Source organism: uncultured Shewanella sp., assembly GCF_947501665.1.
Taxonomy (GTDB): Bacteria; Pseudomonadota; Gammaproteobacteria; order Enterobacterales; family Shewanellaceae; genus Shewanella.
The window spans coordinates 129,199-154,498 of the sequence record NZ_CANMWS010000013.1; the positions used below are offsets into that span (position 1 = coordinate 129,199).

General features: G+C 39.4%; 25 protein-coding genes. 15 read left to right on the forward strand and 10 right to left on the reverse strand.

The genetic code is table 11. The features are described 5' to 3' along the window. The first annotated feature begins 21 nt into the window (after positions 1 to 21). From Q0976_RS11800 to Q0976_RS11815, 4 genes are read left to right on the forward strand one after another with little or no spacing between them, the layout of a single operon-like run. On the forward strand, positions 22 to 1,584 hold the full coding sequence (locus tag Q0976_RS11800) for a hypothetical protein (protein WP_299494030.1): 1,563 nt from the start codon (positions 22 to 24) through the stop codon (positions 1,582 to 1,584). Then, on the forward strand, positions 1,581 to 2,561 hold the full coding sequence (locus Q0976_RS11805; RefSeq protein WP_299494031.1) for a C45 family peptidase: 981 nt from the start codon (positions 1,581 to 1,583) through the stop codon (positions 2,559 to 2,561). Before Q0976_RS11800 ends, Q0976_RS11805 begins: the two co-directional genes overlap by 4 nt. Further along, positions 2,546 to 3,436 carry a hypothetical protein gene (locus Q0976_RS11810; RefSeq protein WP_299494032.1) on the forward strand — a complete coding sequence of 297 codons (891 nt, stop codon included), beginning with the start codon at positions 2,546 to 2,548 and terminating at the stop codon, positions 3,434 to 3,436. Before Q0976_RS11805 ends, Q0976_RS11810 begins: the two co-directional genes overlap by 16 nt. Before the next feature lie 14 nt (positions 3,437 to 3,450). Then, positions 3,451 to 4,152 (forward strand): tetratricopeptide repeat protein, encoded by a 702-nt coding sequence (locus tag Q0976_RS11815; protein WP_299494033.1) that lies wholly within the window; start codon positions 3,451 to 3,453, stop codon positions 4,150 to 4,152. A 427-nt stretch (positions 4,153 to 4,579) separates the two neighbouring features. On the opposite strand, the gene Q0976_RS11820 is transcribed toward Q0976_RS11815, so the two are convergent. Further along, positions 4,580 to 6,214, reverse strand: a complete 1,635-nt coding sequence (locus tag Q0976_RS11820) for an endonuclease (RefSeq protein ID WP_299494034.1) — start codon at positions 6,212 to 6,214, stop codon at positions 4,580 to 4,582. Positions 6,215 to 6,825: 611 nt separating this feature from the next. Between Q0976_RS11820 and Q0976_RS11825 the strand changes: the two genes are divergently transcribed. Continuing rightward, positions 6,826 to 6,960, forward strand: coding sequence for a hypothetical protein (locus Q0976_RS11825; RefSeq protein ID WP_299494035.1), 135 nt, complete (start codon positions 6,826 to 6,828; stop codon positions 6,958 to 6,960). 228 nt (positions 6,961 to 7,188) lie between these two features. Here Q0976_RS11825 and Q0976_RS11830 read toward each other — a convergent pair whose 3' ends face one another. The 6 genes from Q0976_RS11830 to Q0976_RS11855 form a co-directional block, all read right to left on the reverse strand. Further along, positions 7,189 to 8,631 carry a TrkH family potassium uptake protein gene (locus Q0976_RS11830; protein ID WP_299494036.1) on the reverse strand — a complete coding sequence of 481 codons (1,443 nt, stop codon included), beginning with the start codon at positions 8,629 to 8,631 and terminating at the stop codon, positions 7,189 to 7,191. 15 nt (positions 8,632 to 8,646) lie between these two features. Beyond that, complete coding sequence (gene trkA, locus Q0976_RS11835; protein WP_299494037.1) at positions 8,647 to 10,056, reverse strand: Trk system potassium transporter TrkA; 1,410 nt, start codon at positions 10,054 to 10,056, stop codon at positions 8,647 to 8,649. Positions 10,057 to 10,061: 5 nt separating this feature from the next. Then, positions 10,062 to 11,342: a 16S rRNA (cytosine(967)-C(5))-methyltransferase RsmB gene (rsmB, locus tag Q0976_RS11840; protein WP_299494038.1), complete on the reverse strand. Its 1,281-nt coding sequence runs from the start codon at positions 11,340 to 11,342 to the stop codon at positions 10,062 to 10,064. Between the two features lie 4 nt (positions 11,343 to 11,346). Next, entirely contained in the window at positions 11,347 to 12,324 is a 978-nt protein-coding gene (gene fmt, locus Q0976_RS11845) for a methionyl-tRNA formyltransferase (RefSeq protein ID WP_299494039.1), read from the reverse strand. A gap of 7 nt (positions 12,325 to 12,331) precedes the next feature. Beyond that, positions 12,332 to 12,844 (reverse strand): peptide deformylase, encoded by a 513-nt coding sequence (gene def / locus Q0976_RS11850; RefSeq protein WP_299494040.1) that lies wholly within the window; start codon positions 12,842 to 12,844, stop codon positions 12,332 to 12,334. Positions 12,845 to 12,998: 154 nt separating this feature from the next. Further along, positions 12,999 to 13,892, reverse strand: a complete 894-nt coding sequence (locus Q0976_RS11855) for an alpha/beta hydrolase (protein ID WP_299494041.1) — start codon at positions 13,890 to 13,892, stop codon at positions 12,999 to 13,001. Between the two features lie 209 nt (positions 13,893 to 14,101). On the opposite strand from Q0976_RS11855, the gene Q0976_RS11860 reads away from it, so the two are divergent. From Q0976_RS11860 to hemF, 6 genes are all read left to right on the forward strand, one after another. After that, positions 14,102 to 14,974 (forward strand): peptidoglycan-binding protein LysM, encoded by an 873-nt coding sequence (locus Q0976_RS11860; RefSeq protein WP_299494042.1) that lies wholly within the window; start codon positions 14,102 to 14,104, stop codon positions 14,972 to 14,974. 98 nt (positions 14,975 to 15,072) lie between these two features. Next, on the forward strand, positions 15,073 to 16,092 hold the full coding sequence (gene dprA / locus Q0976_RS11865) for a DNA-processing protein DprA (protein WP_299494054.1): 1,020 nt from the start codon (positions 15,073 to 15,075) through the stop codon (positions 16,090 to 16,092). 2 nt (positions 16,093 to 16,094) lie between these two features. Next, positions 16,095 to 16,568, forward strand: coding sequence for a DUF494 family protein (locus tag Q0976_RS11870; RefSeq protein WP_299494043.1), 474 nt, complete (start codon positions 16,095 to 16,097; stop codon positions 16,566 to 16,568). 165 nt (positions 16,569 to 16,733) lie between these two features. Next, the gene (locus Q0976_RS11875; RefSeq protein ID WP_299494044.1) at positions 16,734 to 17,288 is read left to right on the forward strand and encodes a topoisomerase DNA-binding C4 zinc finger domain-containing protein; all 555 of its coding nucleotides are present in this window, start codon (positions 16,734 to 16,736) and stop codon (positions 17,286 to 17,288) included. A 44-nt stretch (positions 17,289 to 17,332) separates the two neighbouring features. Then, positions 17,333 to 17,896 (forward strand): L-threonylcarbamoyladenylate synthase, encoded by a 564-nt coding sequence (locus Q0976_RS11880; protein WP_299494045.1) that lies wholly within the window; start codon positions 17,333 to 17,335, stop codon positions 17,894 to 17,896. Between the two features lie 8 nt (positions 17,897 to 17,904). Next, the gene (hemF, locus tag Q0976_RS11885; RefSeq protein ID WP_299494046.1) at positions 17,905 to 18,825 is read left to right on the forward strand and encodes an oxygen-dependent coproporphyrinogen oxidase; all 921 of its coding nucleotides are present in this window, start codon (positions 17,905 to 17,907) and stop codon (positions 18,823 to 18,825) included. Here the strand turns inward: hemF and Q0976_RS11890 are convergent. Further along, the gene (locus tag Q0976_RS11890; RefSeq protein ID WP_299494047.1) at positions 18,822 to 19,271 is read right to left on the reverse strand and encodes a group II truncated hemoglobin; all 450 of its coding nucleotides are present in this window, start codon (positions 19,269 to 19,271) and stop codon (positions 18,822 to 18,824) included. The two genes, hemF and Q0976_RS11890, sit on opposite strands and share 4 nt — an antisense overlap. 187 nt (positions 19,272 to 19,458) lie before the next feature. Between Q0976_RS11890 and Q0976_RS11895 the strand changes: the two genes are divergently transcribed. The 4 genes from Q0976_RS11895 to Q0976_RS11910 all read left to right on the forward strand — a co-directional run bounded on the left by Q0976_RS11895 (position 19,459) and on the right by Q0976_RS11910 (position 23,503). Beyond that, positions 19,459 to 20,856 (forward strand): amidohydrolase, encoded by a 1,398-nt coding sequence (locus tag Q0976_RS11895; protein WP_299494048.1) that lies wholly within the window; start codon positions 19,459 to 19,461, stop codon positions 20,854 to 20,856. An 11-nt stretch (positions 20,857 to 20,867) separates the two neighbouring features. Further along, a complete protein-coding gene (locus Q0976_RS11900) occupies positions 20,868 to 22,121 on the forward strand; it encodes an amidohydrolase family protein (RefSeq protein ID WP_299494049.1) in 1,254 nt (417 codons plus the stop codon). Positions 22,122 to 22,427: 306 nt separating this feature from the next. Next, positions 22,428 to 23,240 (forward strand): shikimate dehydrogenase, encoded by an 813-nt coding sequence (gene aroE / locus Q0976_RS11905; RefSeq protein ID WP_299494050.1) that lies wholly within the window; start codon positions 22,428 to 22,430, stop codon positions 23,238 to 23,240. A gap of 20 nt (positions 23,241 to 23,260) precedes the next feature. Then, positions 23,261 to 23,503 (forward strand): DUF1488 family protein, encoded by a 243-nt coding sequence (locus tag Q0976_RS11910; RefSeq protein WP_299494051.1) that lies wholly within the window; start codon positions 23,261 to 23,263, stop codon positions 23,501 to 23,503. On the opposite strand, the gene Q0976_RS11915 is transcribed toward Q0976_RS11910, so the two are convergent. Both Q0976_RS11915 and Q0976_RS11920 read right to left on the reverse strand, forming a co-directional pair. Further along, on the reverse strand, positions 23,487 to 24,449 hold the full coding sequence (locus Q0976_RS11915) for a HEAT repeat domain-containing protein (protein WP_299494052.1): 963 nt from the start codon (positions 24,447 to 24,449) through the stop codon (positions 23,487 to 23,489). The two genes, Q0976_RS11910 and Q0976_RS11915, sit on opposite strands and share 17 nt — an antisense overlap. A 143-nt stretch (positions 24,450 to 24,592) precedes the next feature. Further along, complete coding sequence (locus Q0976_RS11920; protein ID WP_299494055.1) at positions 24,593 to 25,135, reverse strand: gamma carbonic anhydrase family protein; 543 nt, start codon at positions 25,133 to 25,135, stop codon at positions 24,593 to 24,595. Positions 25,136 to 25,300 lie beyond the last annotated feature (165 nt).

Consider the following 25,300-nt stretch of genomic DNA (forward strand, 5'->3'; position numbering starts at 1 on the left):
TTTTAGACGTAAAGGTTAAGTATGAGCGCTAATACTCAGTTAAGTTCGATTCAAGATGTTAAACAATATTTTGCGACACTAGACACCCCTCATTATTTTATTAGTTCGACCAATTTTAATTTAATGAATTTAGAGCAATGGGTAAAGCACTGGACCAATATTAATTTTATCGATTGTTATGATAAATCTAATACGAGCGTTATTTTACCCAGTAAAATCGGCACGCCAGTATTTGATAGTATTGAATCTGTGAATGATTTTTTATTGGGTCATAAAGATGTAGTGAGCCAAATTGAAAAGGATATAGCCAATTGGCAAATGGGCGAAAAGCAAGATCTGCAAGCAAAAGCGTTATTTTTATTTTTTGATAAAACATTAGAAGAAACCTGTCGCTCGATGGACTTACAAGTTTGTTTACCGCCCAACCATCTCGTAAAGAAAATAGATAATAAGATCACAACGACCGAAATTGGTAACGAAGCGGGGGTGAGGAGCGTGCCAAATGCGCTCGAGAAAGTCAGTAGTTATGCAAACCTAAGGGCTATTGCTGAGCAATACCAATTAGGTGAATGCCTAGTGGTACAAAGTGCCTATGGTGACTCTGGTAAAACAACATATTTTATTTCATCTGAAGCTGAATACGACAAGGTTGCGTCAGAGATCGAATTTGAAGAACAAGTCAAAATTATGAAGCAAATCCGCTGCGCTGGAACGGCAATCGAAGCCTGTGCGACACGTTCTGGTACTTTTGTCGGTCCCTTAATGACAGAATTGGTGGGTATAGCAGAATTAACGCCATACCAAGGAGGCTGGTGTGGTAATGAGCTTTATCAAGATGCTTTTTCAAATAGCATACGCGCTAAAGCGCTGGAAATGACAGTGAATTTGGGTAATAGGCTCTATGAAAGAGGCTATAAAGGCTATTTCGAGGTTGATTATCTCATTGATTTAGATACGGGAGAGTTATATTTAGGTGAACTGAATCCGAGAATAACCGGTATTAGTGCGATGACCAATATGTCTGATTTTTGTTATCGAACGGTACCTTTGTTTTTATTCCACTTATTAGAATATTCCGAGGTGGTCTTTAATCTTGATCCCAATGAATATAATCAACTTGCGTTAGCTGAGGGAGCCAGTGTAACAAGTGGACAAATGATCTTTAAATATATCGATGCTGGATTAAAGGTCATCACCGCTGCACCTGAATCAGGAGTTTATAAGTTGGTTAATGATGAATTGACTTTGATTTCAAAACATCACGATCGACGTCAAGCTTTAGCTACAAATGAAGTGTTTATTATGCGAATTATGGATACAGCTGAATATGCTTATAAAGGGGCAGATCTGGCCATTGTATTTACGCATTTTAGATTGCAATCTACTGAAAAAACCTTAACAGAAGAAGCTCGCCATTTACTGAATGCATTGCAGGAACGTTTTAGTTATAGGGAGTTAACCGAAGAAGAGAAAATGCTTGTTGAGCGTTATAATTCCAGGAGTTCTTTGAAAGGCTCATCTTATATAGAGAGTGAAGACAGAAAAGAAGAAGAGGACGATTCTGCTGTTGAGGATGTATCATGATCCCCAATCGAGCGAAACGATTTCAATTTGTTGACGAAGCTAAACCAAGCGCTAAATGGCTTGCTTTTTATAACGAAGCGAAAGAAAGTTATAAACAATGGTTTTTAAAGGAAGGTGAGTTAAATCGTCCTTCTTTTATGAGCTGTAAAAATGCTCTTCAAGAACATATGCCAGAGCTTGTTCCTTATTGGGAACATTTATTAGTATTGTCTGAAGCGGATGATATTGATGCCCGCTTGTTAAGTTTTTACTGCCCCACTCCCTATGCCAGTGGCGGCTCTCAGGCTGTTTGGATACGCTACAACCCGGTTTTAGTAAAAAATTTTGATAATGCACCTGCACTTTTTGAGGGGCGTATTCTAAAAAGCTGTTGGGAACAAACCCAAGTTATTGCATCAACAGATGGACTATGGGGTGTGCTGGATGGAATGAATGAGCACGGATTGTCTGTCTCTTGGTCTTTTGGTGGAAGAAGTCGTACTGGTAAAGGTTTCAGTATGTCTATTATTTTACGGTATATTTTAGAATACTGTAAAACGACAGAAGAAGCTGTGGCGGTACTGAGACGCGTGCCAGTGAATTTAACTTATAATGTCACGCTGTTAGATGCCAACTTTAATGTTAAAACGGTTGAATTATCACCTTTTATTGCACCAGTTGTGTCGCATATCCCTTTGGCTGTGAATCATCAAGGCGGGTTTGAATTGTCCAATTATGCGATGTTCTCAAATTCTCATGAACGTAAACAAGAGTTGATAGAAAAGCTATATGATCCTTTGGTTAATATCGATTCTTTTATCAGTGCCTTTGAGTATGCTCCATTGTTTTCGACTGATTATGATCACGGTTTAGGTACCTTGTATACAGGAGTATATAACCCTCAGTTAAAAGCGATGGAATTTAGATGGCCTTATTATATAAAACAATATCAGTCGTTTACCCATTTTGAAGAGAAAGAATTATGGATCACCTATTAAGATCGTTAATGGGCGGTTTAATTTTTTTTGCGTTTTCCAGCTCTTTTGTTAAAGCGAATGAATCACCATGGTCAACAAATATGGCAGTGAGTTATTTATCAGGAAGTTATCATGGTAATACGATAAAAGATGATCTGAATGGTTATGGCGTTAAGAGTCAATTCACATATTTAGATGATTATGATGTTAAGTTGGGCTATAGCCGATTAGGGATAGCCTTTGACAGTGATGATTTTAATGACACTTTGTATCAAGAAGCATTTCAGTTTGAAGGCGAGAGTCATTATTTTATTGATATGTTGAATGGTTCCCTAACAACTGGTCTTCAATATTCTCAAATTGACGGAAATTTATCGGATAGTGCGCTAGGTAATATGTCCTATATAGGCGGGGTATTACGATATATGAGTTATCAGCGAGATTTATATTTTGACTTGCATTACTCAAGATCTGCTTATGATTTAACGAGTAATGTATATCAATATGATGTTGCTGCAGGTGCGAGCCTGTTTGGCCAAAGCAATTGGGGACAAATCAGGTTTTATAATATTGAGAGCACCTCGTTTGAACGTCGCTATATATCAGCCGATCTATTGATTAAACATTGGCTATCTTCGTACTCATTGCTATCGCCAAATAGTGTTTATTTTGCATTTACATTAGGAGACAGGTTACTTGCAGTGGATCCTGACACATTAGTTATTGCAAATTTGAGTCAAATTCAAAAGCAATATATTCGAGTGGGCACGCAATGGGCATTGCCCAATCGCAGTGAGTTAACGCTTGCTTTAGCGTATAGCGAATATGAGCTATCCACGTCTGATAGTGATTATTCCGGTACATTCCTGTTGTTGCAATATTCTAAAAAATGGTGAAGTCATATATTATTATGAGTAAACAAATATCAGCGTTCATTTTACTTATTTTATCGTTTCATTGTCAGGCGATAGAGCAAGATTGGGAGGCTTCATATTTATTTGAAGCACAGGGCTTATATGAGAAAGCCATTGAGGTTATTCGATTACCTGAATCTGTCTTGAGTGCAGCGAGTATAGTGGTCAATATTGATATGCAAAAATATATAAAGGGAAATAAGGCTGAGGCTATTGAGTGGGTACCTAAAATAGGGTCGATTCTATCGACTTATGAATTTACCTTAATGCGTATTGCTTGGTTACATTTTCAAAATAAGGATTATAACCAGTCAATTGAAACTTACCGTAAAGCAATGACGCTTAACTCTGAGTCAATTGATGCACAAGTTGGGATCTTATCGCCTTTAGCTGCATTATATCGATGGAAAGAGGTGGTAATTCAATCGAGTAAAGCACTAGAATCACAGCCTTTATTGTATCAAGCTCATTTGTATTTAATGCAAGCTCGTGAACATACTCAATCATGGCTCGCTTTGGAGGATGAAGCACGAATACTTATTGTTAAATTTCCGACTGCAGTGGATCCTTGGGTTTATTTAGGGCGAGCTTTACAGCATCAACATAAAATAGATGAGGCCGTGAATGCTTATCAACAAGTATTGGTTCGCTATCCGAATAATATGGAGGCACTGCGATATTTACAGTATAGCTCTTAGTTTTATACTTATTCCAATATATCAGTGATCTGTCGTGGGAGTTTAAGGACTGTAGGTAAGCTTATTAATTATACCGACATTAACAAACAATCCCACCCTCTATGATGGTCGCGGATGATTGACGCTAATTGTTATTATTGGCCTAGGTATAAACGTTGCGCTACTTTTCCATTAATAAGGGCGTATAGTAAAAGCATTTAACGTGGCATAAAGTATGTTGAACACTCGCATTATGTGAGCTTCTTTACTTTGGCGTTGCATCCATTTTAAGTGGTATTGTTTATTTAATTAACCTGTACTCGGGATAATGAGTACAGGTTTAAACTAGATTGCATTAAAATTAATGACTTAAATTAATTTCTTGTTTTTATTTATGTCATTTTTCTAAATAGCGATATTTAACGGCGCTGCTCAAACCTAGTTCTGGTTAATGGCATTGATCGGCATAAATATCATTTGCCCAGTCAGCATAATCAATAAATGGATTTCGATTACCTTGTATTGCGTAAACTTTGTTATTTCTGGCTTCTTCTGCACTATCAACAGGATCAGCATTATGCCAGGTGAGTAAGGTACAAAGCTTTCCAATATAACCGTTACCCGATGATGACGTTGCTGTGCCAGTGAAATCACTGATCTGCAGATCACCGACGCCAGTGCTGCTGGTATCGGTACCTTGATAACGGACATCCATGTAAAAGATCATACGGGCGACATCGCCTTTTAAGTTATCCATAGGTTCAAAACTGTCTGTATCATAATATGTGCCTGGTGCTTCACTGATACTATTACTACTGGAGGTATCAAAGTCTAAATTTCCGCGAGTGCTGTTGACTGATTCATCGGATGGGCGTAAGTGATGAATGTCTGTATAGGCATCGTCACCAGAAGAGGGGAAGCCATGACTTTTAGGCCAGATATGTTCACGATTCCAATCATTTTGATCATTATTTGCACCAGAACCACCGACTCGATAGGCTTTATTTTGAGAACGTTGAGTGTAAAATAATATGATATTTTCACTATTGTTAGGATCTTCATCCGTGGTTTGTAATGCATCCCAAACTTGAGAATAAGATAAAGAGGTGTGGCCATCGATAATGGTATTTAATGCGCTTTTTAAGGCTTCACCTGTTAAGTTATTAGCATCGGCATAATAGGTATCGAAGTTTTCAAATGCTGAATTTCCACCACCTGTATTATCCGTGTCTTCAGTGTAATTTGCTGATAATGTTACTCCGCTATAGCTTTCATAGGCTAAAACGGTAATGTAGTAAGTTCCAGCAGAAACACTGGAAAAAGAACATGATTCATCATTACCCTGTAAGTAAGGCGCGCAGTCATAGCTAGAGGTTGTTGGAGTGCTTCCTTTTTTAACGTATAAGTCAGCGTCACCACTGCCACCATTAATAGCAATAGTTAGGTTTGAACCCGCTGTTGTTGTGAAGGTATAGCTAAGACTATTACCGCTACGGGTCGAACTTAAGTTGATAGTGTTACCATTGCTAAGTTCTGTGTCACTTGTGGAAACGAATAGATTATTATTTGTTGAGCACGATGAGGTCAATATTCCTGATTTTGGTGTTCCAGTTGTATTTGAATTTTCCCAATCGCTAACAGAATCAGTGTCTTCAGTATTGCTACGGATCAGAGTGGTATCACTTGCTGAAATATTCCAGCCACTGATTTTATTTTCCCAAGCAAGCATATCAATTTCAGAGTTATTGTTTTTTAAATATAAATAATCGCCAGAATTACCTAGAGATAAGCTGAAATCTGAGAAATCTGCACTAGTGGCATAGAGGTTATAAAATGCAGTTGCATCTTTTGCAATGGTAATATATTCCCCTGCTGCTATTTCACCGCTTAAGGCATAGGTACCGCCATTATCGTTAAGTGTATAGGTTGATAAATCGATGGTGTCACAACTTGAGTTATAGAGTTCAACCCATTCTTCAGTGAGATCATCGTTAGGAGTATCATAGAGTACTTCACTAATTAGTACATTTGCAGTTACTGAGAAGTGAAATGTAGAGAGAGCTAAGCATATTATTTTTTTCATTTTACTTATCCAATCAAACCTTATTTTTATTTAGTGGAATGTAGACTATAGTTGTGAATAAATAAATACAAAAATATGAAAAGAGTTAAAAATATTGCGCATTGGTGGTTATTTAATTATTTTTTAGTGTTTTGCATTGTTTATTTATTTGTTTATCTTATTTTATTCGATGTGGCGTTATATATGTTAAAACATGATTTTTTCTTTATTTTAAATAAATAAATGAGAATGCATTTATACCTTAATTTACGTATAGCATTGTTTTTAATGTCTTTATTGGTATTTACTATACAAAATACATCGTTATGATATTAATGATATGGATACATGGATGTATTTTTTGTTAACTATTTGTTAATTTAAAATGTAGCTTAATTATTATGATTTTTAGGTTTTAAACTTAATAGTATAAGTTATATTTTTAATTAAATGAGCAACAATGGAATAAGAAGATGTGTGCTCTTGAGGGATTTTTCTAGATAAAAAGTGTGTTCTTAATTAGTGTTTTGATTGGCGTGAGTGATTTAAAAATATATCTTCATTATAGGGTAAATGTTAATTTAACATGCTACTCAGCAGTATGGGGTCATACTGCTGAGTAGGGGATGACCGTGACAAGTTTGAAAACAGAGCCTTTAAATACCTTAATATTACTCTATGGCTACTTCGCTGTTGATGACATTCGCAGCATGATTAGTGAGAATATGGAGCGTTTTTTTATTGGTATATTCCATTGCACAGGCTAAGGTCAAAAGTGAAATAACAAAGAAGTAACTATATACCTTGCTTGATAATGTCATGGGGATACCTCAGTATTCTTGTGAAGCGATAGAATAATCGAAAATGCCGTAAAAAGTGTGTTTTTTAGTCACACTTTTTGCGCTTTTTGTAACTGGAGATGTCGAGATTGTATAATTAGCTGAAAAATAGTTAGTTACACTACTCTTAGCGTTCGATAATGAGCTGAAGTTTGATTAAAACCGCCAAAATTTGGGGTGAAATAATACTGCAACGGTAAGGATCTCTAATCGCCCCATAAGCATTCCAATGGCCAAAGCCCACTTTGCTACTTCTGGCAGAGAGGCATAGTTACTTGAGGGACCAATAACACTCCCTATTCCTGGACCAACATTACTGATAGCGGTAATGGAACCCGATATACTGGTCATTAAATCGAGCCCTGTTGAGACTAAAATGATGGCAATAATGACAAATAACATAATGAACAACAACATGAAAGTGACGAGTGAATTGACAATTTCTTGATTAATAATTTGCTCGTTATATCGACTTTTAAAGACGCTTTTAGGGTGAAATTGTTGTTTGAGTTGTTGTGCCATAACGGCAAATGCAATTTGAAATCTGAAGATTTTGATCCCCCCAGATGTTGAACCTGAACAGCCACCTACAAACAATAAAAAGAAGAAAGTAATACTGGCAAGTGTTCCCCATGAGTCAAAATCGGTGAGGCCAAAGCCTGTGGTGGTGACGACTGAAACCACATTAAATGTTGATAATCGTAAAGCATCGATAAAAGGCATATCTTTGACGTAAGAAAGCCAGATACCTAATGCTACGGAGACTAAGGCAATAAAGATTAAAAAGCCTTTTACTTGCGCATCGTTCCATACTTTTAGATTGCTTTGTTGTAGGCTGTAAACAAATAATAATAAAGGTAATGCGCCAGATATCATAAATAAAATAGCGAACCATTGTGCTTCATGAGAAAAAGCGGCCATGGATTTATCAGATGTTGAAAAACCCCCTGTGGATAGTGTGCTCATTGCATGATTAATGGCATCAAACCAACTCATACCACTGTAATGAAATGCGACGTAACATAGTAAGGTGAGTGAGCAATAGACAAAAAGTAGGTTTTTTGCCATTAACTGTGTTCTTGGAACGGTTTTATCGCTCCAGTCCGATGATTCTGTTCTGAATAGTCGCATTCCCCCGACGTTTAAAAAGGGTAAAATGGCCACGGCCATGACAATAAAACCAATGCCACCAAACCAATGCAGTAAAGAGCGCCAAATGAGAATACTTCGATCCATATTATCAAGACCTGTCAGTACTGTTGAACCTGTTGTAGTGATCCCTGACATGGTTTCAAAAAAGGCATCGGTATAATTGATACCAATATAAATAGTAAAGGGAAGGGCCGCAAATAAGCTCACGATAATCCAAGTGAAACTGGTGAGAATAAACATATCCCTAATGTTCAGTTGTAAGCGTTTTTTTTGGCCGTTATGTAAGCAAATGGCAGCAGTAATACCACAATATAGGCAAGATCTGGCAAAGGCTCCGCTAGTACCCTCTCCCAAGTACACTGCTAATCCTAAAGGAATAAGCATGAAACCTGTTAGGGCGGATAAAAAGATGCCTAAAATAAATAATAGGGCTCTAAAATTCAGCATGCTTTCTCCGCTTTTTTAGAAGAAGAACGCGCTTGGCTGGAACAGTTTCTCGACTTCACCAATAAATTTTTTATCGACCAAGAAGAGAATAACGTGGTCATCCTGTTCAATGATTGTATTGTCGTGCGCCATTAATACTTCTTCGTCTCTCACTATTGCGCCAATAGTGGTGCCTGGTGGCAGTTTTATCTCGCTGATTTTTTTACCCACCACTTTAGAGGTGCTTTTGTCACCATGTGCAATAGCTTCAATGGCTTCTGCTGCCCCTCGTCTTAAAGAGTATACGTTACAAATATCACCTTGGCGGATATGAGTTAACATGGCTGAAATGGTGGCTTGTTGAGGCGATATGGCGATATCAATATTAGCTTCTTGGACTATATCGACATAAGCTTCTCGTTGAATGAGTACCATGACATTTTTAGCCCCCATTCGCTTCGCTAATAGTGATGACATGATATTAGCTTCATCGTCATTGGTGACGGCAATAAAGACATCAGTTTGTTCTATATGTTCTTCAACTAGAAGTTCTTGATCGGATGCATCACCACAGAAAACGGTGGCATTTTCTAAGCGTTCTGATAGCTCTTCTGCGCGATCATGATTTCTTTCTATTAATTTTACACTGTGGTTTCGTTGCAACTGTTTTGCTAAGCCAAAACCAATGTTGCCACCTCCGGCAATCATGATATTACGATAAGAATTATCGAGTTTTTGCATTTCTCCCATAACAGCACGAATGTGGCGAGTATCGGCGAGGAAGAACACTTCATCGTCAGCTTCCATAATCGTTGTTCCGCGAGGCATGATGGGGCGACCTTGGCGGAAAATTGCCGCGACACGAGTATCGATATTAGGCATATGCTCACGCAATGCGGCAAGTGCATTGCCGACTAAAGGTCCACCATAGTAAACTCTTACAGCGACTAAACTTAATCGACCTTCAGCAAACTCTAAAACTTGTAATGCACCTGGGTGTTCGACTAGTCTTCGAATATATGCGGTGACCAATTGTTCTGGCGCAATGAGTTCGTCAATCACAAAGCCACCGCGAGTACGATTATCATTTTGTTTGGTTTCACTATCGATAAACAGCTTATCGCGAATACGAATATATTGCTCAGAGCGGATCCTTGCAATTTTCGTTGGCGTGCCAAATAAAGAGAAAGCAATTTGGCAAGCTGACATGTTGCATTCATCGCTACTGGTAACGGCAATCAGCATGTCGGCATCTTCAGCCCCTGCTTCTTTTAGCACATCGGGATGTGCACCGTGACCGATGACGACACGCAAATCAAATTTATCTTGTAGGCTTTGTAAGCGGCTTTTATTATGATCGACAATAGTGATGTCATTATTTTCGCCGACTAAATTTTCTGCCAATGTGCCGCCTACTTGACCTGCACCTAAAATGATAATCTTCATGCCTGCTAGTCCTTAATGAGACGTGCGTAATAAAAACCATCCATATTGTCTTGGCCTGGCGTAATTTGCCAGCCAATGGCATTTTTATCTTTTTGTTGAGTTAAGGGCACTAATTTAGCATCAGGTGTACGAGCTAAGAACGCTTTGACTTGTTCGCTATTTTCTTGAGGCAAAATAGAGCAAGTCGCGTACAGCAGTGTGCCTCCTGATTTTAGCCAGTGCCAGCAGTGATCAATGATAGCAGACTGAATATTAGCAAGTTCTTCAATATCATTGTTTTTTCTTAGCCATTTGATATCTGGATGACGTCTAATTACTCCGGTAGCGGAGCAAGGAGCGTCGAGTAAAATCCTGTCAAATTTATCACCATGCCACCAACTTTGAATATTGGCGGCATCACCATGGATTAATTCTGCCTCTAATGACAAACGGTCGAGATTTTGTTGAACTCGTTCTAGTCTTTTTTCATCATTATCAACCGCCACTAATTTTATATTAGATTCGATTTCCAGAATATGACAGGTTTTCCCTCCAGGCGCCGCACAGGCATCAAGGATGAGTTCGCCTGCCTGAGGAGCGAGTAAGCTTGCCGCCCATTGGGCAGCCCCATCTTGTACTGAAACCGCACCATGACTAAATTCAGGTAGTTGCATGACATCCATTGGGCTTTCAAGCAAAATAGCATCGTGGCTATTGCCCCCAATGGCAGGGATCGCTTGTGCATGTAAGCGAGTGAGATAATTATCTCTTGATTGTACCTTTTGATTGTTACGTAGCCACATTGGCGGTCTGTTATGACTTTGCTCAATAATGTGCTGCCAATTTTCTGGATAAGCTGCTTTTAGGCGCTTAATGATCCAAGCTGGTGTATTGTATTGTAAGGTTTCATTGGCTGTTGACAGTGGCTTTTCTTGGCGTTGAATGTTTCTGAGTATGCCATTAACGACTTTAACTAGGCCTTCAAATTTTAATTGTCTGCAAGCTTCGGCTGTTTCAGAAATAGCGGCATGGCTGGGAATGCGCGTAAAATATAATTGATAACAGCCAACCAATAATAATTGATGAACAATTCGTTGTTTGCCTTTAAGTGGCTTGCTCATGCAATCACTGACTTGTTTATCCAGTTGAGGTAAAACACGCATCACTCCGTAACAGATTTCTGCCAGCAGCGCTTTGTCTTTTCCACTGGGAAGATGACGTTGTTGATCGGGAAGGGCGACTGAAAGAGACAGGCCTTTTTCTAATACTTGAAAAATGACTTTTGCTGCCAATGCTCTTAAGTTCATTTAATTATTCAGCCTCTATAGCGTTATTGATAACAGCTGATGTCAGTAAAGTATTTGGAATGAACCAATCAGCTTTTGAGTTTAAAATATCGGCAAAGGGCAGGGATTTTTTGCCTGGCAGTTGTATGTGGGTCAGCACAATAACCCCGTCTCCAGTGGCAATATGTAAACCTGCTTTATTGGCCTGTATTATTGTACCGGGAAGGGCATTTGTTTGTGTATCACTGAGCTGACTTTGCCATACTTTAATGTTACTGTTTTGATGCTCAAAATAGCTCATTGGCCAAGGGTTAAAAGCCCTAATTTCACGAGATAAGGCTATCGCTGTCTTGTTCCAATCGAGTCTTGCTTCCTCTTTACTGAGTTTGGCGGCGTAATTGGCTTGGCTATCATCTTGTTTGACAGGTGTTAAGGTCTTATTTGCAATACCACTGAGCCCTTCGATTAGCGCAGTGGGCCCTTGGGTTGCGAGTTTTTCATAAAGTGTTGCAGAGGTATCATTGTCTTCAATAGGCAGTGATGTTTTAAGTAACATGTCGCCAGTATCTAATCCAATATCCATTTGCATTATGGTGACGCCGGTTTCAGTGTCCCCAGCCCACAAAGCACGTTGTATGGGGGCTGCGCCTCTCCAGCGTGGGAGTATTGAACCGTGGACATTAATGCAACCTAATGCTGGTGTGTCTAATATGGTTTGAGGTAATAATAATCCGTAAGCGACAACGACCATGATATCAGCATTTAATTCGGCAAGCGTACGTTGTGCGGTTTCATCTTTTAAAGACTTGGGCTGCATCACGTTAATGTCATTGGCAAGAGCCAGTGCTTTGACGGGGCTGGCTTGCAGTTTCTTCCCTCTTCCAGCAGGCCTGTCGGGTTGAGTATAAACTGCGATGACATTATGATGTGAATCAAGTAAGGCTTGCAGATGGCGAGCCGCAAAGTCCGGTGTGCCTGCAAAAATGATATTGAGTGGTTTCAAGCGAGTTTTATCCTTGTTTAGCTTCTAAACGAGCGGCTTTTTCGAGTTTTTGTTTGATTCGTTGACGTTTTAATGGGGATAAATAATCAACAAAAAGCTTACCCGCTAAATGATCAAGTTCGTGTTGTAAGCAAATCGCAAATAATTCTGTGGCTTCAAGTGTAAAAGGTTGACCATGACGATCGAGGGCTTTAATGGTCACAAATTCGGCGCGTTCAACTTCTGCATAGATCCCTGGCACCGACAGACAACCTTCTTCATTGATGAAATGTCCCTCTTTCTTTACTATTTCTAAATTAATAAATACATTGGGGCGCTCAATTTCATCTTGTAAATCCATTACGATCAGTTGTTGATGAAAATTGACTTGTGTTGCTGCCAGCCCAATACCTTTTTCTTCATACATGGTCTCAAACATATCATCAATTTTGGTTTGTAATTCCGGGCCAAAATCAGTGACAGGTTTAGCGACAGTTCTCAATTTTTCATCTGGAAAACGCAGTACTTTTAATAAACTCATACATCCACTCTACTTTACTCAATTCGTTCAAACATGGCGTCACAGTGTATTGACGCTAAGGAATGGGACAATTTTAGTCCTTCGAGCCGCTCAATAACAGTAAAAGCTCGATATATGTGCAAATTTACTGTCAATTTTTGTGTAAACCGCTTTTTTATGCTGAGATATGGTTCGAAATGACCGTGTTATTCATTATTTTCTCTTGATGATGAGATTGTTTTTTTGTGGGAGCCTGAGTGAGAAAAGTGACAATAGATTGAATGACATTATGATCCCAGATAATGTTTCTATGACTGAGTCCTGTGGTTGTGATTATTGTTGAATTCTGCCAGAGAGTTTGGATCTTTTGAGCATGAAAGAAAGGAACTTCTTGGTCATGAGTGTCATAGATCATGAGTAATGGCCTGTTTTCTTGTAAGTACATTTTGCCTTGTATGAGTTCATTCCAAGTCAAGCCGATTTGAGACGCAACTTCTTGCTGGCAGATAGCCAGAGTTTGGGCATTAACCTTTAACGTGTTTTTCATAATATCTATGATAGGTAAAGGCGCGCTTGGTGCGCCGATGAGCACATAACGATTGGCTTGCAGTCCAAAAGCTCGGGCTCGCATTGCCATCATACCTCCCATAGAGTGGCCTACAATGGCAAATATGTCTGAAAACTGTGAACTTAAAGAATAAATATCTTGTGCCATAATATCGAAATTAGATCGCTTTCCTTTAGAGTGCCCATGAGCGGTGCAGTCGATGGCGATTGCTTGAAATCCTTGCTGAGCAATGGCAATACCAAGGGTGGCCATTTTGGCACCTTTAGCTTCCCATCCATGGCATAAAATGACAATAGGACCCTCTCCCCATGACCAAGCTATATTCTCTGTTCCTGTTGCGCCTTTATAAGTTAATTTATTAGCTTGATTGAGTTGTAATGTTTCTCTGCTGGAGTCTGCGTACTTTTTGGGGCGTGAACATAAGTAGAGCACGATATAAGCACAGAGTGTTGAAGAAAAATGTCCTGTAAACTGTATTATTCTTTGTATGACTTTGAGCATTTCATGTTTTCTGTTTGAGTCGGTGGAGTATGTAACATGTCATCTCAATGCATTTTTATAAAGAGGAAAATATATTCTTTTTATCAATCAAGGCTAATAAAGGATCTGTTCGTTATACTGAAATGATAAATAACACATGACTTGGGTTGTTGAACGTCATTTAATGGCTATCATTTAACAGTCTTAGATAAATAAGCAGGGAGCTTGTAATGAAAGGAGGCGCTTTTTTTACTTTATTTATTTATCTGAGTGGCTTTTTGTTTGTGGGTTCTCTGTTAAGTAAACCGTTAATGACACTTGAACCTAAAGTGAGAGTGATCCCAAAACAAATGCCCATTTCTGTTTTAGACCTAGCATTAATTCGTCCTTATTTATCTCAAAATCTTATCGTATCGCCAAGCTGGCTTGATACGCAATTTCTGGTTATTGGCAGTGATGAACCTTCAGCTCTATTTAGAGAAAATGACATTATCTATATTGATGGCGTATTACCGAAGGGAGCTTTATTGGGGATCTATCAGCAAGGAAGAGAGTTTGTATTAAGTTATTCGAAACAGGTTGAGCAAGAAGTGATATTAGCCGCGAGTGGATTAGTGATTGAGTCTGATTCCATTTCGACGGTGAAAGTGTTGAGTAGTTTTCGGGAAATACAATTAGGGGATGTGATTTTAGTTCATCCCTCTTCTGTCACTATGCCTTCTTATTTTATTCCTAAAGTTTCAAAGCTAAATTCGCCAGCGGTGATTATTGCTTCAGAGACGAAAATGACTGCAATGGGGATGATGGATGTGGTTTATTTGGATCAAGGACGTTTACAAGGAGTAATGGAAGGGCATTTATTGTCGATTTTTGCTGAAGGAGAGCCAGCCACTTTAATTGGTAAAGGGCAAGTCGTGCGTCTTCATGAAGGGACGGCTTATGACAAAATGATGGCAAGTTATGATTGGGATCGAACCTTTGTCATGCCTCGATTTTATGCTGGTCAGCTGATGATATTTAAAGTGTTTGAGAATATGAGTTTTGGAATAATTATTGAAAATCAAAAACCCATTAGAGTGGGTGATAGTGTGGGTGACAGATAATTTAAGGAGCGTTTATTGTCGATGAGTTGGTTGACTGGTTAATTGTAAGCAGTGTGTCTGGGTTAGGACCTGCTCGGATAAAACAATTATCAAATACAATGCAAATAACAGAGTTGAGGGATAGGATTGAAAGCGGAGTAACTAAATGGCCTTTTCAAGGGACATTGACTCAGACCGTTTTTAAAACGGATCTTGCTTTGGTGGAACTTGCATTACGTTGGCAAGACAGTGATCCTGAACATCATATTATCTATCCGCAGCATTCGATGTATCCGCCATTATTAAAGGAATTGCCCGATCCTCCTTCAGTGTTATTTATTAAAGGTAATATTGAACATTTACTCATTCCTTCTATTGCGATAGTGGGGAGTCGTAGTGCAACACAAACTGGACTCACTATTGCTTATCAATTGGCTTCAGAGTTAGCCCGTATGGGACTCAATGTGGTCAGTGGCATGGCTATCGGTATTGATGGAGCGGCGCATCAAGGTGCACTTGATGTAAATGGTACTTCATTTGCTGTATTGGGTACCGGAGCTGATATTATCTACCCAAAAAGACATGCTAAATTGTATTATGTTCTTTCTCAACAAGGTTGTATTGTCAGTGAGTTTTGGCCACAAGTGAAAGCCTATGGGGGGAATTTCCCTAAACGTAATCGTATTATCAGTGGTCTTTCTATGGGGACTTTGGTCGTTGAAGCGGCGAGAAAAAGTGGTTCTTTAATCACGGCGAGATTAGCGATGGAGCAAGGTCGAGAAGTGTTTGCTGTTCCTGGCAATATTTTAACGGGTCAAAGTCAAGGTTGTCATGATTTATTGCGCAATGGTGCCAAATTAGTCGATAATGCGCAGGATATCGTCGAAGAATTACCAGCTTTATGCGATTTTCACCTTGAACAAGTGAAAAGTCGTCACCATATAGAGGTGGATAAAGCCTCTGATTTGCCATTTGCCTCCCTGTTAGCTAGTGTTGGTTATGAGACCACACCAATTGATGTCGTGGTTGAGCATAGTGGAAAAACCATAGAGCTAGTATTAGAGCAGTTGCTTGAATTGGAATTGCAAGGGTGGGTTACTGCTGTACCCGGTGGTTATGTAAAATTAAAGAGGAGCTAACCATGTTTGATATCCTCATGTATTTATTTGAAAACTATGTTCATGGTGAAGTAGAGTTACTTGTCGATGAGGACGAGTTGACCAAAGAACTGACACGGGCTGGATTTCATCAAGCCGATATTATAAAGGCTTTAACTTGGCTAGAATGTTTAGCAGACTTACAGGAGAGCGATAAACCTTACTTATGTGATCATACGCAACATTCTTTTCGGATTTATACCCAAAATGAAATGGATAAAATCGATGTAGAAAGCCGTGGCTTCTTGCTCTTTTTAGAGCAGATTAAGGTGTTAAGTGTTGAAACTCGAGAAATGGTGGTTGATCGAGTGATGGAAATTGATGAAACGACACTGGGCTTAGATGATTTGAAATGGGTAGTATTGATGGTGTTATTTAATGCACCGGGACATGAATCCGCTTATGAACAAATGGAAGATTTGATTTTTGAGCAGCCAGATGGACGGCTTCATTCTTAAGATCTGATAATAAGGGGCAAGGTTTTAGTTAAAGTGTGCATGTTAAGTAATAAAAGGAAGCGAAAGCTTCCTTTTTTGATCCGATAAGACTTGTTAGAATAGGCTTTATTCGACTTCATTATTGAATGAATATGTGAAAGCTCCAGACACTTAATTGAGAATATCATGGTAAAAATCGATCAAGGTTTATTTCAGTCTTATTCCAAAGTGCAAGAGGTTTGTCCTTTGTGCCACGGTAATCTCATGATCAAAAACAGTAAGCATGGTGGATTTCTAGGGTGTGAGCATTACCCGACTTGTGATTATACTCGGCCATTGGTGCAAATGGAGCATATTGAAGCGCAAGTGATAGCGGGGTCCAAATGTCCTGATTGTGGCAATGAATTAGCCGTGAAATCGGGGCGGTTTGGATTGTTTATTGGTTGTACGCAATATCCTCAATGTCATTACATTGAAAGGCATTCACAAGATGAAAACAATGATATTGTGCGTTGTCCTATTTGTCAGGAAGGGGATTTAGTGCATAAAACCAGTCGATTTGGAAAGAGTTTTTATGCGTGTAGTGGTTATCCTGAGTGTAAGTTTATTGTGAATTATAGACCGGTAGCAGAGTCATGCCCGAAATGTGACTTTTCAATCTTAGTGGAACGTAAGGGAGCGACAGGCTTACGTGTTGAATGTCCTAGAAAATCATGTAAATACAAACGAGCTATTGAATAAAGCTATGTTGCTTTTTAAACATCTATGAAGTTATTGAGGAAATAATGTTAGAAATTTCGCCATCTGAAGTGGCTGTTTTAGTAGATAATGGTGGTGTCATTGCATACCCGACTGAAGCTGTTTATGGCTTAGGTTGCGATCCTGATAATTTACCTGCGATTGAAGCATTGCTTGCTGTTAAACAGAGACCTTGGCAAAAGGGATTGATACTCGTTGCTGGAGATTATCAACAATTATTGCCTTATATTGATGAATCCAAATTAAGTTCATCACAATTAGCTTTTGTACACAGTAAGTGGCCAGGCCCTTATACCTTTATTATGCCGAGTAAAGCCAATTTGTCTCCTTTATTAAGAGGCACATTTGACACCATTGCTGTACGCGTTTCTGCACATGAAGGTATACGCAATATATGTCATGCCATTAATAAGCCGATTATTTCGACGAGTGCCAATTTATCTGGGGCTGATCCTGCGATGTCGATAACTGAAATTAAACAGCAATTTGAAAGTAAAATAGCCGGTGTTGTGATGGGAGACCTTGGATCACAACAAGCGCCATCAACGATTATAGACAGTATCAGTGGACAAATTTTAAGACAAGGATAATAAGCGTAATGAGTATACCTGATGCGAGTACAGTAAAAGCGTTTTTGCTTGAATTACAAAATAACATTTGTGTCGGTTTGACGGCATTAGATGGGCAAGCTGAATTTAAAGAAGATCAATGGACTCGCTCAGAAGGCGGCGGTGGACAAAGCCGTGTCTTAACTCAAGGTAAAGTGTTTGAGCAAGCTGGCGTTAACTTTTCACATGTCATGGGTGATGCGATGCCTGCATCTGCGACGGCGCATAGACCAGAGTTGGCTGGACGCAGTTTTGAGGCAATGGGAGTGTCTTTAGTGATCCATCCCAATAACCCGCATATACCGACGACTCATGCCAATGTGCGATTTTTTATTGCTTATAAAGAAGGTGCGGATCCTGTTTGGTGGTTTGGTGGTGGCTTTGATTTAACCCCTTTTTATCCTTATTTAGACGATGTTGTGCATTGGCATGAAACGGCAAAAACCTTATGTGAACCTTTTGGTGAAGCTGTTTATTCGAAGTACAAAAAGTGGTGTGATGAGTATTTTTGGCTACCTCACCGTAATGAAACTCGAGGGGTGGGAGGCCTGTTCTTTGATGATTTAAACAAAGATGGGTTTGATAAGAGTTTTGCATTTATGCGGGCAGTTGGTGAAGGATTCTTAACCGCTTACACCCCCATTGTTGAACGTCGAAAAAATACTGAGTTTAATGAGCATCAGCGTCAGTTTCAGCTGTATCGACGCGGCCGTTACGTTGAGTTTAATTTGGTGTATGACCGAGGTACGTTGTTTGGTTTACAAACGGGAGGACGAACAGAATCTATCTTGATGTCGATGCCGCCTCTAGTGCGCTGGGAATATGGTTATATTCCAGAAGAAGATTCCCAAGAGGCAGAACTATACGAGCGCTATCTTAAGCCTCAAGACTGGTTACAGTTCGAGAGCTAGTTTTTATTGCGCATGTTATTGGCAAGTGTCGAAATGGCCTGAAAAATCACTCGTTGATGCTCAGGCTTTTTTATTACCTTGATAATGGCTTGCTCCATACAAGTGAGCCACTGATCGACCATTGATTGATTAATAGCAAACGGCATATGCCTCGCTCGCAACGCAGGATGACCATACTTTTGTTGGTATAGTTGTGGGCCACCTAACCAGCCACTTAAAAATTCAAACAATTTCTGTTCAGAGTCATTAATCGGCGAGCGATGAATGGCTAGTAAAGGCGCAGTATCTTTACGTTGTCGCATTTGTTTATAAAATTCTTTTGCTAATAAACGAATGGTTTTTTCACCACCAATTAATTCATAGGCATTTGACTGAGTTTTGTCACGGTCATCATTTTTTGTATTATCAGATTCGTCGATAGCAAATAACGTCTTTAGCCACTTCATTGATTACTGTACTTACCTTAATAGAAACCTGCTGAGATTATAATGATATTTTTGATAATGGGTAATAGGGTGGCAGTGTATTGTATTTTTGCACCTGTTAATATTTTGCTACAAATTGATTTAATTATTAACTGTATTTTTGTTAATAACTTGGTTAGATTAAGGCAAAATAATAATAGGAAGTAATATGATTAGATTTGCACCGTTATTAAGCATAATTACGGTATCTGTAATACTCTCTGGATGCGAACAGGCTCAAGAACACGCACCCCATGTGAGTATTGATCAAAATCCTTATCCAAGTACTTACCAAGCCTTACCTCACAGTATGACGTTAGTGACCAATGCCACTGTGTTAACGGCTGCTGGAAATAAGCTTGAGAATACAGATTTATTATTTACCCAAGGTAAAATTACCGCAATTGGTAAGCAACTGGCTAAAACGAATACTATTGCCAATGACGTGACGGTTATTGATGCAACGGGTAAGTGGATCACACCGGGTATTATTGATGTTCACTCTCATTTAGGTGTTTATCCTAGTCCGGGGACATCGTCACATCAAGATGGTAATGAAATGACTTCCCCTGTGACTGCTGAAGTTTGGGCAGAGCACAGTGTATGGCCTCAAGATCCAGCCTTTAATCGTGCCCGTGAAGGGGGAGTGACGACACTGCAGATTTTACCCGGCTCAGGTAATCTTATCGGTGGGCGTGGGGTGACGTTAAGAAATGTACCTGCCGTTACTATGCAAGGAATGAAATTTCCAGATGCACCTTATGGATTAAAAATGGCGTGTGGTGAAAACCCAAAAAGGGTTTATGGTAAGCGCAAGCAAGAGCCTATGACGCGAATGGGAAATATGGCCGGATATCGTCAAGCATTTGCAGAAGCAACAGAATATAAACGTGCATGGGATCAATATGATGCCGATTATGCCGCGGGATTAAATCCTACCCCTCCGAAAAGAGACTTGACTAATGACACGCTGAAAGGGGTCTTAGAAGGCGATATTTTGATCCATAATCACTGCTATAAATCTGAAGAAATGGCGATGATGATAGATTTAGGTAAAGAGTTTAATTACCACTCTGGTACTTTCCATCACGCCATAGAAGCATACAAGATTGCCGATCTACTCGCTCAAAATGGAAATTGCGCCGCAATGTGGCCTGATTGGTGGGGATTTAAAATGGAGGCCAATGATATGGTTTTAGAAAATGTCGCAATAGTCGATGCTGTGGCGAATTCTTGTGCTGTGGTTCATTCAGATTCTAATATGACGATTCAACGTTTAAATCAAGAGGCGGCCAAAATTATGTATAACGCTAATCGACATGGATTTGCGTTAACCGAGGCGGATGCCATTCGTTGGATCACACTCAATGCTGCACAGTCTCTAGGTATTGCGGATAAAACGGGGTCAATTGAAGTTGGAAAAAATGCTGATATTGTGATTTGGGGGAGTAACCCTTTCAGTGTTTATGCGCAAGCAGAACAAGTTTTTATTGATGGGGCTAAGGTATTTGATCGTCAAGATGATGCTTATCGAGCAACAAGTGATTTCATGTTAGGTCAAGGTTAAGGGATAAGGCATTGAAAAAATTTAATGGTTCATTATTAGTGATGTCAATGTTGGTGGCTATCGCCTCTTGGACTGCTCAGGCACAAACGCTTGCGATTACTAATGCGAAAATTTACACCGCGACAGAGCAAGGTGTATTGGCTAATGCATCAATTGTAATGGAAGCGGGTAAAATCATAGCAGTCAATCCTGAGAATATTGAAGCCGATACGATTATTGATGCTCAAGGAGGAGTACTGACACCGGGCTTTATTGGTGTGATGAACGCTTTAGGTTTAGTTGAAATAGAGTTGGAATCAATCACTCAAGATAATAAAGATAAAAAAGCAGATGTGACATTTGATCCTAGCCTTGGATTTAACCCTAAAAGTACGGCAATCCCTTTTGCCAGAAAAGGCGGGATCACACGCAATGTTGTTGCAGCCAGTGCTGAAAAAGACAGTATTTTTGCAGGGCAAACCATTACAGTTGAATTGACGGGAGAATGGGATAGCATTATTGCGACTGAGCAAGCCTTGTTTTTGAAATTAGGTGCCGTTAAGGAAGGCTCTCGTATCGTGGGGATGCAAGTGCTCAAAAATAAGCTAGAAGAGCGTCAGCAAGCTGCAAGTGAAGTGATTCAAAAAGCGACTGCCAACTCTTTAAAAGCCGAATCAGTGAGAGAGAATGCTGTTATCGATGCGGTACTTGCAGGTAAAAAAACATTAATTGTTAGAGTTGATCGCGGCAGTGATATCATACAACTGATTAAACTTAAGCAGCGCTTTGGTTTGAAGTTAGTGCTGCTTGGCGCGGCTGATGCTGTAGCTGTAGCGCCGCTATTGGCGAAAGAGAATGTCCCGGTGGTGATGAATGCGATGCGCAATTTACCTGAAAGTTTTGATTCTTTGAATAATGCTTCAAATAATGCGGCTAAATTAACTCAGGCTGGTGTTAAGGTTATTTTAACAACTGGTGGTGATGCTCATGGTATTTATGCTTTACGCTACAACGCTGGTCATGCCGTTGCAAATGGTATGGAGTATAGTGCAGCGATGAGAGCCGTTACTGCAAATGCCGCTGATATTTTCCAGCTTGATGCGGGACGGATTGCAGTTGGTCAGTCAGCAGATGTGGTGTTGTGGAATGATGATCCATTTGAATATAGTAGTCATGTACAACAAATGTGGATAGCAGGTAAAGAACAACCCCTTGAAAGTCGTCAAGACTTACTTCGAGATCGTTATATGACAAAATCAAGTATGCCTGCGGCTTATTCTCAGTAACTTTAGGGGCTGATGATCTTTGGTGATTGTTTCTGCATCATAAATGTTGTCCGTAGGATCCGGCTAAACGTGTTTTACTTTTTCTTAAAAGCCATTTTTATTTAAAGAAAAGGAGCTTCAAATGGCTAGCCGTCACCTAGCTTATCGAGATTAAAACATGTTTATCTCGAGCATAATTTAATTATAGAATATTAATTGTCTCTAATGTAGATAGTAAAAAAGAATAGGGTTAGTCTAGAATGGCTAACCCTATTTTTTTTTGTGGTTTGAGGTATCATGGCTCTACGAAAAATGAGGATAAAATTGATGATTGAGAAGTATGCGGTTTTTGGCAATCCTATTGCGCAGAGTAAATCACCTTTTATTCATGCTGAGTTTGCTATGCAAACTCAGCAAAAAATCACTTACCAAGCTATTCTCGCTCCAGTTGATGATTTTCCCCAAACATTGGCAGCATTCTTTAAGGCGGGGGGGAAAGGTGCTAATGTCACCGCGCCCTTTAAAGAACAAGCTTTTGAGGCTTGTGATGAGCTAAGTGAATTGGCCCAACTGGCTGGTGCTGTGAATACCTTAATACGTTTAGATGATGGCCGTATTCGAGGGGATAATACTGATGGGGTCGGTTTGGTCAGTGATTTGAGGCAGCATTTTGGTGATCTGAAAGGCAATAAAGTACTCTTAGTGGGGGCGGGCGGTGCTGCTAGAGGGTGTATTAAGCCATTATTAGAGGCAGGAGTTCAACTTACTATTTGTAATCGGACTCATAGTAAAGCGGAGCAGTTAGCTCAAATATTTAAAGAGTTTGGCCCTGTGGAAGCAATACCGCTTGAAGCGCTAGCGAATGAGTATGATGTGATTATTAATTCAACGTCAGCTGGATTAACAGGTAAGCTAATTACTTTGCCTGGAAGTATAGTGAGTCAGAGGACGTTATGTTATGACATGTCTTATGGCGCTGAAGTCACATTATTTAATCAATGGGCTACAGCTCAAGAGGCTAATAAGGTGATTGATGGTTTGGGGATGCTTGTGAATCAAGCGGCACAAAGCTTTTATCTTTGGCGAGGAGTGATGCCAGAGGTGTCATCTGTATTGGCGCGTTTGCGTTCTCAACTTTAATCATTCTCCTAGGGTCTGTTATGAATCAAAGTGTGCAAATTCTCGATAGTTATCAATGGTCAGAGCAAGGGCTTAAAATCCAGGCTATGGTGAATGGTTTTCTCTTAGATTGCTTTGTATCAGATGTGAAGAAAGATGAAGCTGAAGCTATTTATACTGAGTACCAATTTGACCTTGAAGAGGCCATCACCTTAGCAATAAAGCAGAGTGATGGCCAAGGTGATATTGATATCTCTTTTAAAAATATTAAAGATATAGGTTAATTATTTCACTACTCCAGTTTTTTTCTTTGTCTTTTTCGGATTCCAAACTCGCTTTATGCTGTGATAAAAATTGTCTGGCTCCATCTGTGTTGAGGTCTCCAATGGCTTTTAATGCCATAGCTCTGTCTGTCCAAGTATCTGCTTTGACCGTTAAACTTTTTAAGTAATCAAAGTGTTCTTGTGCTTGTAAAGTACCTAGAGATGAAATGGCTGCCATGCGGATATATTCGTCATCTGATTTTGTTAAGTCATATATTGCAGGTATTGCTTTTGGATTATTGCTAAACCCTAATTGATACACATCCATGTACTTTTTCTTATCTTGCTTCTTGTTGTTTATTTTTGCAATCAAACTTTGTACATCGGCATCACTTGCTTTTGCATGGTATAAGTAGTTATTTAGCTTTGCTGCGAACTCTTTTACGAGTAAATCAAGTGGCTCGTTTAGGGTAGGTTCTATGATTTCGTTGAATGACCAAACGGGTACTTTACCTCGTTTAATGAAAACACCAATTCGTTTGTTGCCTTCTTTTGTTGGAATATCAGCACTTAGCATAGTAAAAGTAATAAAAGGAGTGTATGCATTTGTTCTATGATTGCGCATCACTAGCTTATTGAGTTTTACATCTGACTCAGAACTTTCAACAAAAGCTGTTTTTATACCGCGTGCATTTAGTTCTTTAGCTGTGTTTGTTTTTAAGTAATCAACAGGATCAAGCTTCGTTTCAGCTAATATCAAATCTGCTTTTAATACACCATAAGAGAATGTTTTCTCCGAATCAGCTCTGTTATCAGTGATAGAAACCTGTTGCTGGGATTCATCGTTAAGGTGAAACTTAATATTGGATACTGCGGGGGCGCTTACTTTATAGCTAGATGGTGCGCAGCCTTGTAATAAACTTCCTGCGACAACTGTGAATATTAAGGCTACTACATTTTTTTTCATGTTTTTTTATTTCTCAACTGTGTTTATTGGGGTTATAGACATAGAAGAAAAGTAGGGGATTTGTCTTCCATGACCATATTTATAATTTAATCCAATTAAATCTTAGATATAATATCTCAGCTTGATGTCGACAACAAGGAGGCTTAGCTCACCTCTTTTATATATTCATCTTTTAATTTGACGTAGTTGACTGCAGATTGAGGCAAGAATGCGAGTTCATCTTGTGTTAGTGGACGTATTTGTTTCGCTGGACTACCGACATAAAGATGGCCCGATTTTAATGTTTTACCGGGGGGAACTAAAGCGCCTGCGCCAAGAATAATGTCATTTTCTAATATGGCCCCGTCTAAAATGATCGCTCCCATGCCGATTAAAATACGATTACCGACTTGGCAACCATGGAGCATGGCTTTATGTCCAATAGTGACATCATCTCCAATAATAAGGGGGTGTCCTTCTGGATTGGAGGTTGATTTACGGGTTACATGCAAAACGCTGCCATCTTGAATATTCGTTCGCTTGCCAATATAAATACGATTCACATCTCCTCTTGCCGCGACCATGGGCCAAACACTGGCATCATCATCTAAGGTAATGTCACCCACAAGAACAGAGGCTTCATCTATATAGACACTTTTATTGAGTGTTGGGGTTACACCTTTATAGCTACGCAGTGATTTCAACATCATTGATACTCTTTATAAGATTAGTAAGTGAATTATACTGGGTTAATAACTGATAAAAAGCTTAAAAATTGACTTCCATGTACTTTAATTATACGTTTAGCTGGCTTTGTGTGCACTTAAATGGTTTATCGAAATTAAATGCAAAAAAGCCCTTGCGCTAATCTC

Excerpts from the sequence above, each read along its gene's own strand:
- Q0976_RS11800 (WP_299494030.1), top strand. The coding sequence starts at position 22 with ATGAGCGCTAATACTCAGTTAAGTTCGATTCAAGATGTTAAACAATAT.
- Q0976_RS11805 (WP_299494031.1), top strand. The coding sequence starts at position 1,581 with ATGATCCCCAATCGAGCGAAACGATTTCAATTTGTTGACGAAGCTAAA.
- Q0976_RS11810 (WP_299494032.1), top strand. The coding sequence starts at position 2,546 with ATGGATCACCTATTAAGATCGTTAATGGGCGGTTTAATTTTTTTTGCG.
- Q0976_RS11815 (WP_299494033.1), top strand. The coding sequence starts at position 3,451 with ATGAGTAAACAAATATCAGCGTTCATTTTACTTATTTTATCGTTTCAT.
- Q0976_RS11820 (WP_299494034.1), bottom strand. The coding sequence starts at position 6,214 with ATGAAAAAAATAATATGCTTAGCTCTCTCTACATTTCACTTCTCAGTA.
- Q0976_RS11830 (WP_299494036.1), bottom strand. The coding sequence starts at position 8,631 with ATGCTGAATTTTAGAGCCCTATTATTTATTTTAGGCATCTTTTTATCC.
- trkA (WP_299494037.1), bottom strand. The coding sequence starts at position 10,056 with ATGAAGATTATCATTTTAGGTGCAGGTCAAGTAGGCGGCACATTGGCA.
- rsmB (WP_299494038.1), bottom strand. The coding sequence starts at position 11,342 with ATGAACTTAAGAGCATTGGCAGCAAAAGTCATTTTTCAAGTATTAGAA.
- def (WP_299494040.1), bottom strand. The coding sequence starts at position 12,844 with ATGAGTTTATTAAAAGTACTGCGTTTTCCAGATGAAAAATTGAGAACT.
- Q0976_RS11855 (WP_299494041.1), bottom strand. The coding sequence starts at position 13,892 with ATGCTCAAAGTCATACAAAGAATAATACAGTTTACAGGACATTTTTCT.
- Q0976_RS11860 (WP_299494042.1), top strand. The coding sequence starts at position 14,102 with ATGAAAGGAGGCGCTTTTTTTACTTTATTTATTTATCTGAGTGGCTTT.
- dprA (WP_299494054.1), top strand. The coding sequence starts at position 15,073 with ATGCAAATAACAGAGTTGAGGGATAGGATTGAAAGCGGAGTAACTAAA.
- Q0976_RS11870 (WP_299494043.1), top strand. The coding sequence starts at position 16,095 with ATGTTTGATATCCTCATGTATTTATTTGAAAACTATGTTCATGGTGAA.
- Q0976_RS11875 (WP_299494044.1), top strand. The coding sequence starts at position 16,734 with ATGGTAAAAATCGATCAAGGTTTATTTCAGTCTTATTCCAAAGTGCAA.
- Q0976_RS11880 (WP_299494045.1), top strand. The coding sequence starts at position 17,333 with ATGTTAGAAATTTCGCCATCTGAAGTGGCTGTTTTAGTAGATAATGGT.
- hemF (WP_299494046.1), top strand. The coding sequence starts at position 17,905 with ATGAGTATACCTGATGCGAGTACAGTAAAAGCGTTTTTGCTTGAATTA.
- Q0976_RS11890 (WP_299494047.1), bottom strand. The coding sequence starts at position 19,271 with ATGAAGTGGCTAAAGACGTTATTTGCTATCGACGAATCTGATAATACA.
- Q0976_RS11895 (WP_299494048.1), top strand. The coding sequence starts at position 19,459 with ATGATTAGATTTGCACCGTTATTAAGCATAATTACGGTATCTGTAATA.
- aroE (WP_299494050.1), top strand. The coding sequence starts at position 22,428 with ATGATTGAGAAGTATGCGGTTTTTGGCAATCCTATTGCGCAGAGTAAA.
- Q0976_RS11910 (WP_299494051.1), top strand. The coding sequence starts at position 23,261 with ATGAATCAAAGTGTGCAAATTCTCGATAGTTATCAATGGTCAGAGCAA.
- Q0976_RS11915 (WP_299494052.1), bottom strand. The coding sequence starts at position 24,449 with ATGAAAAAAAATGTAGTAGCCTTAATATTCACAGTTGTCGCAGGAAGT.
- Q0976_RS11920 (WP_299494055.1), bottom strand. The coding sequence starts at position 25,135 with ATGTTGAAATCACTGCGTAGCTATAAAGGTGTAACCCCAACACTCAAT.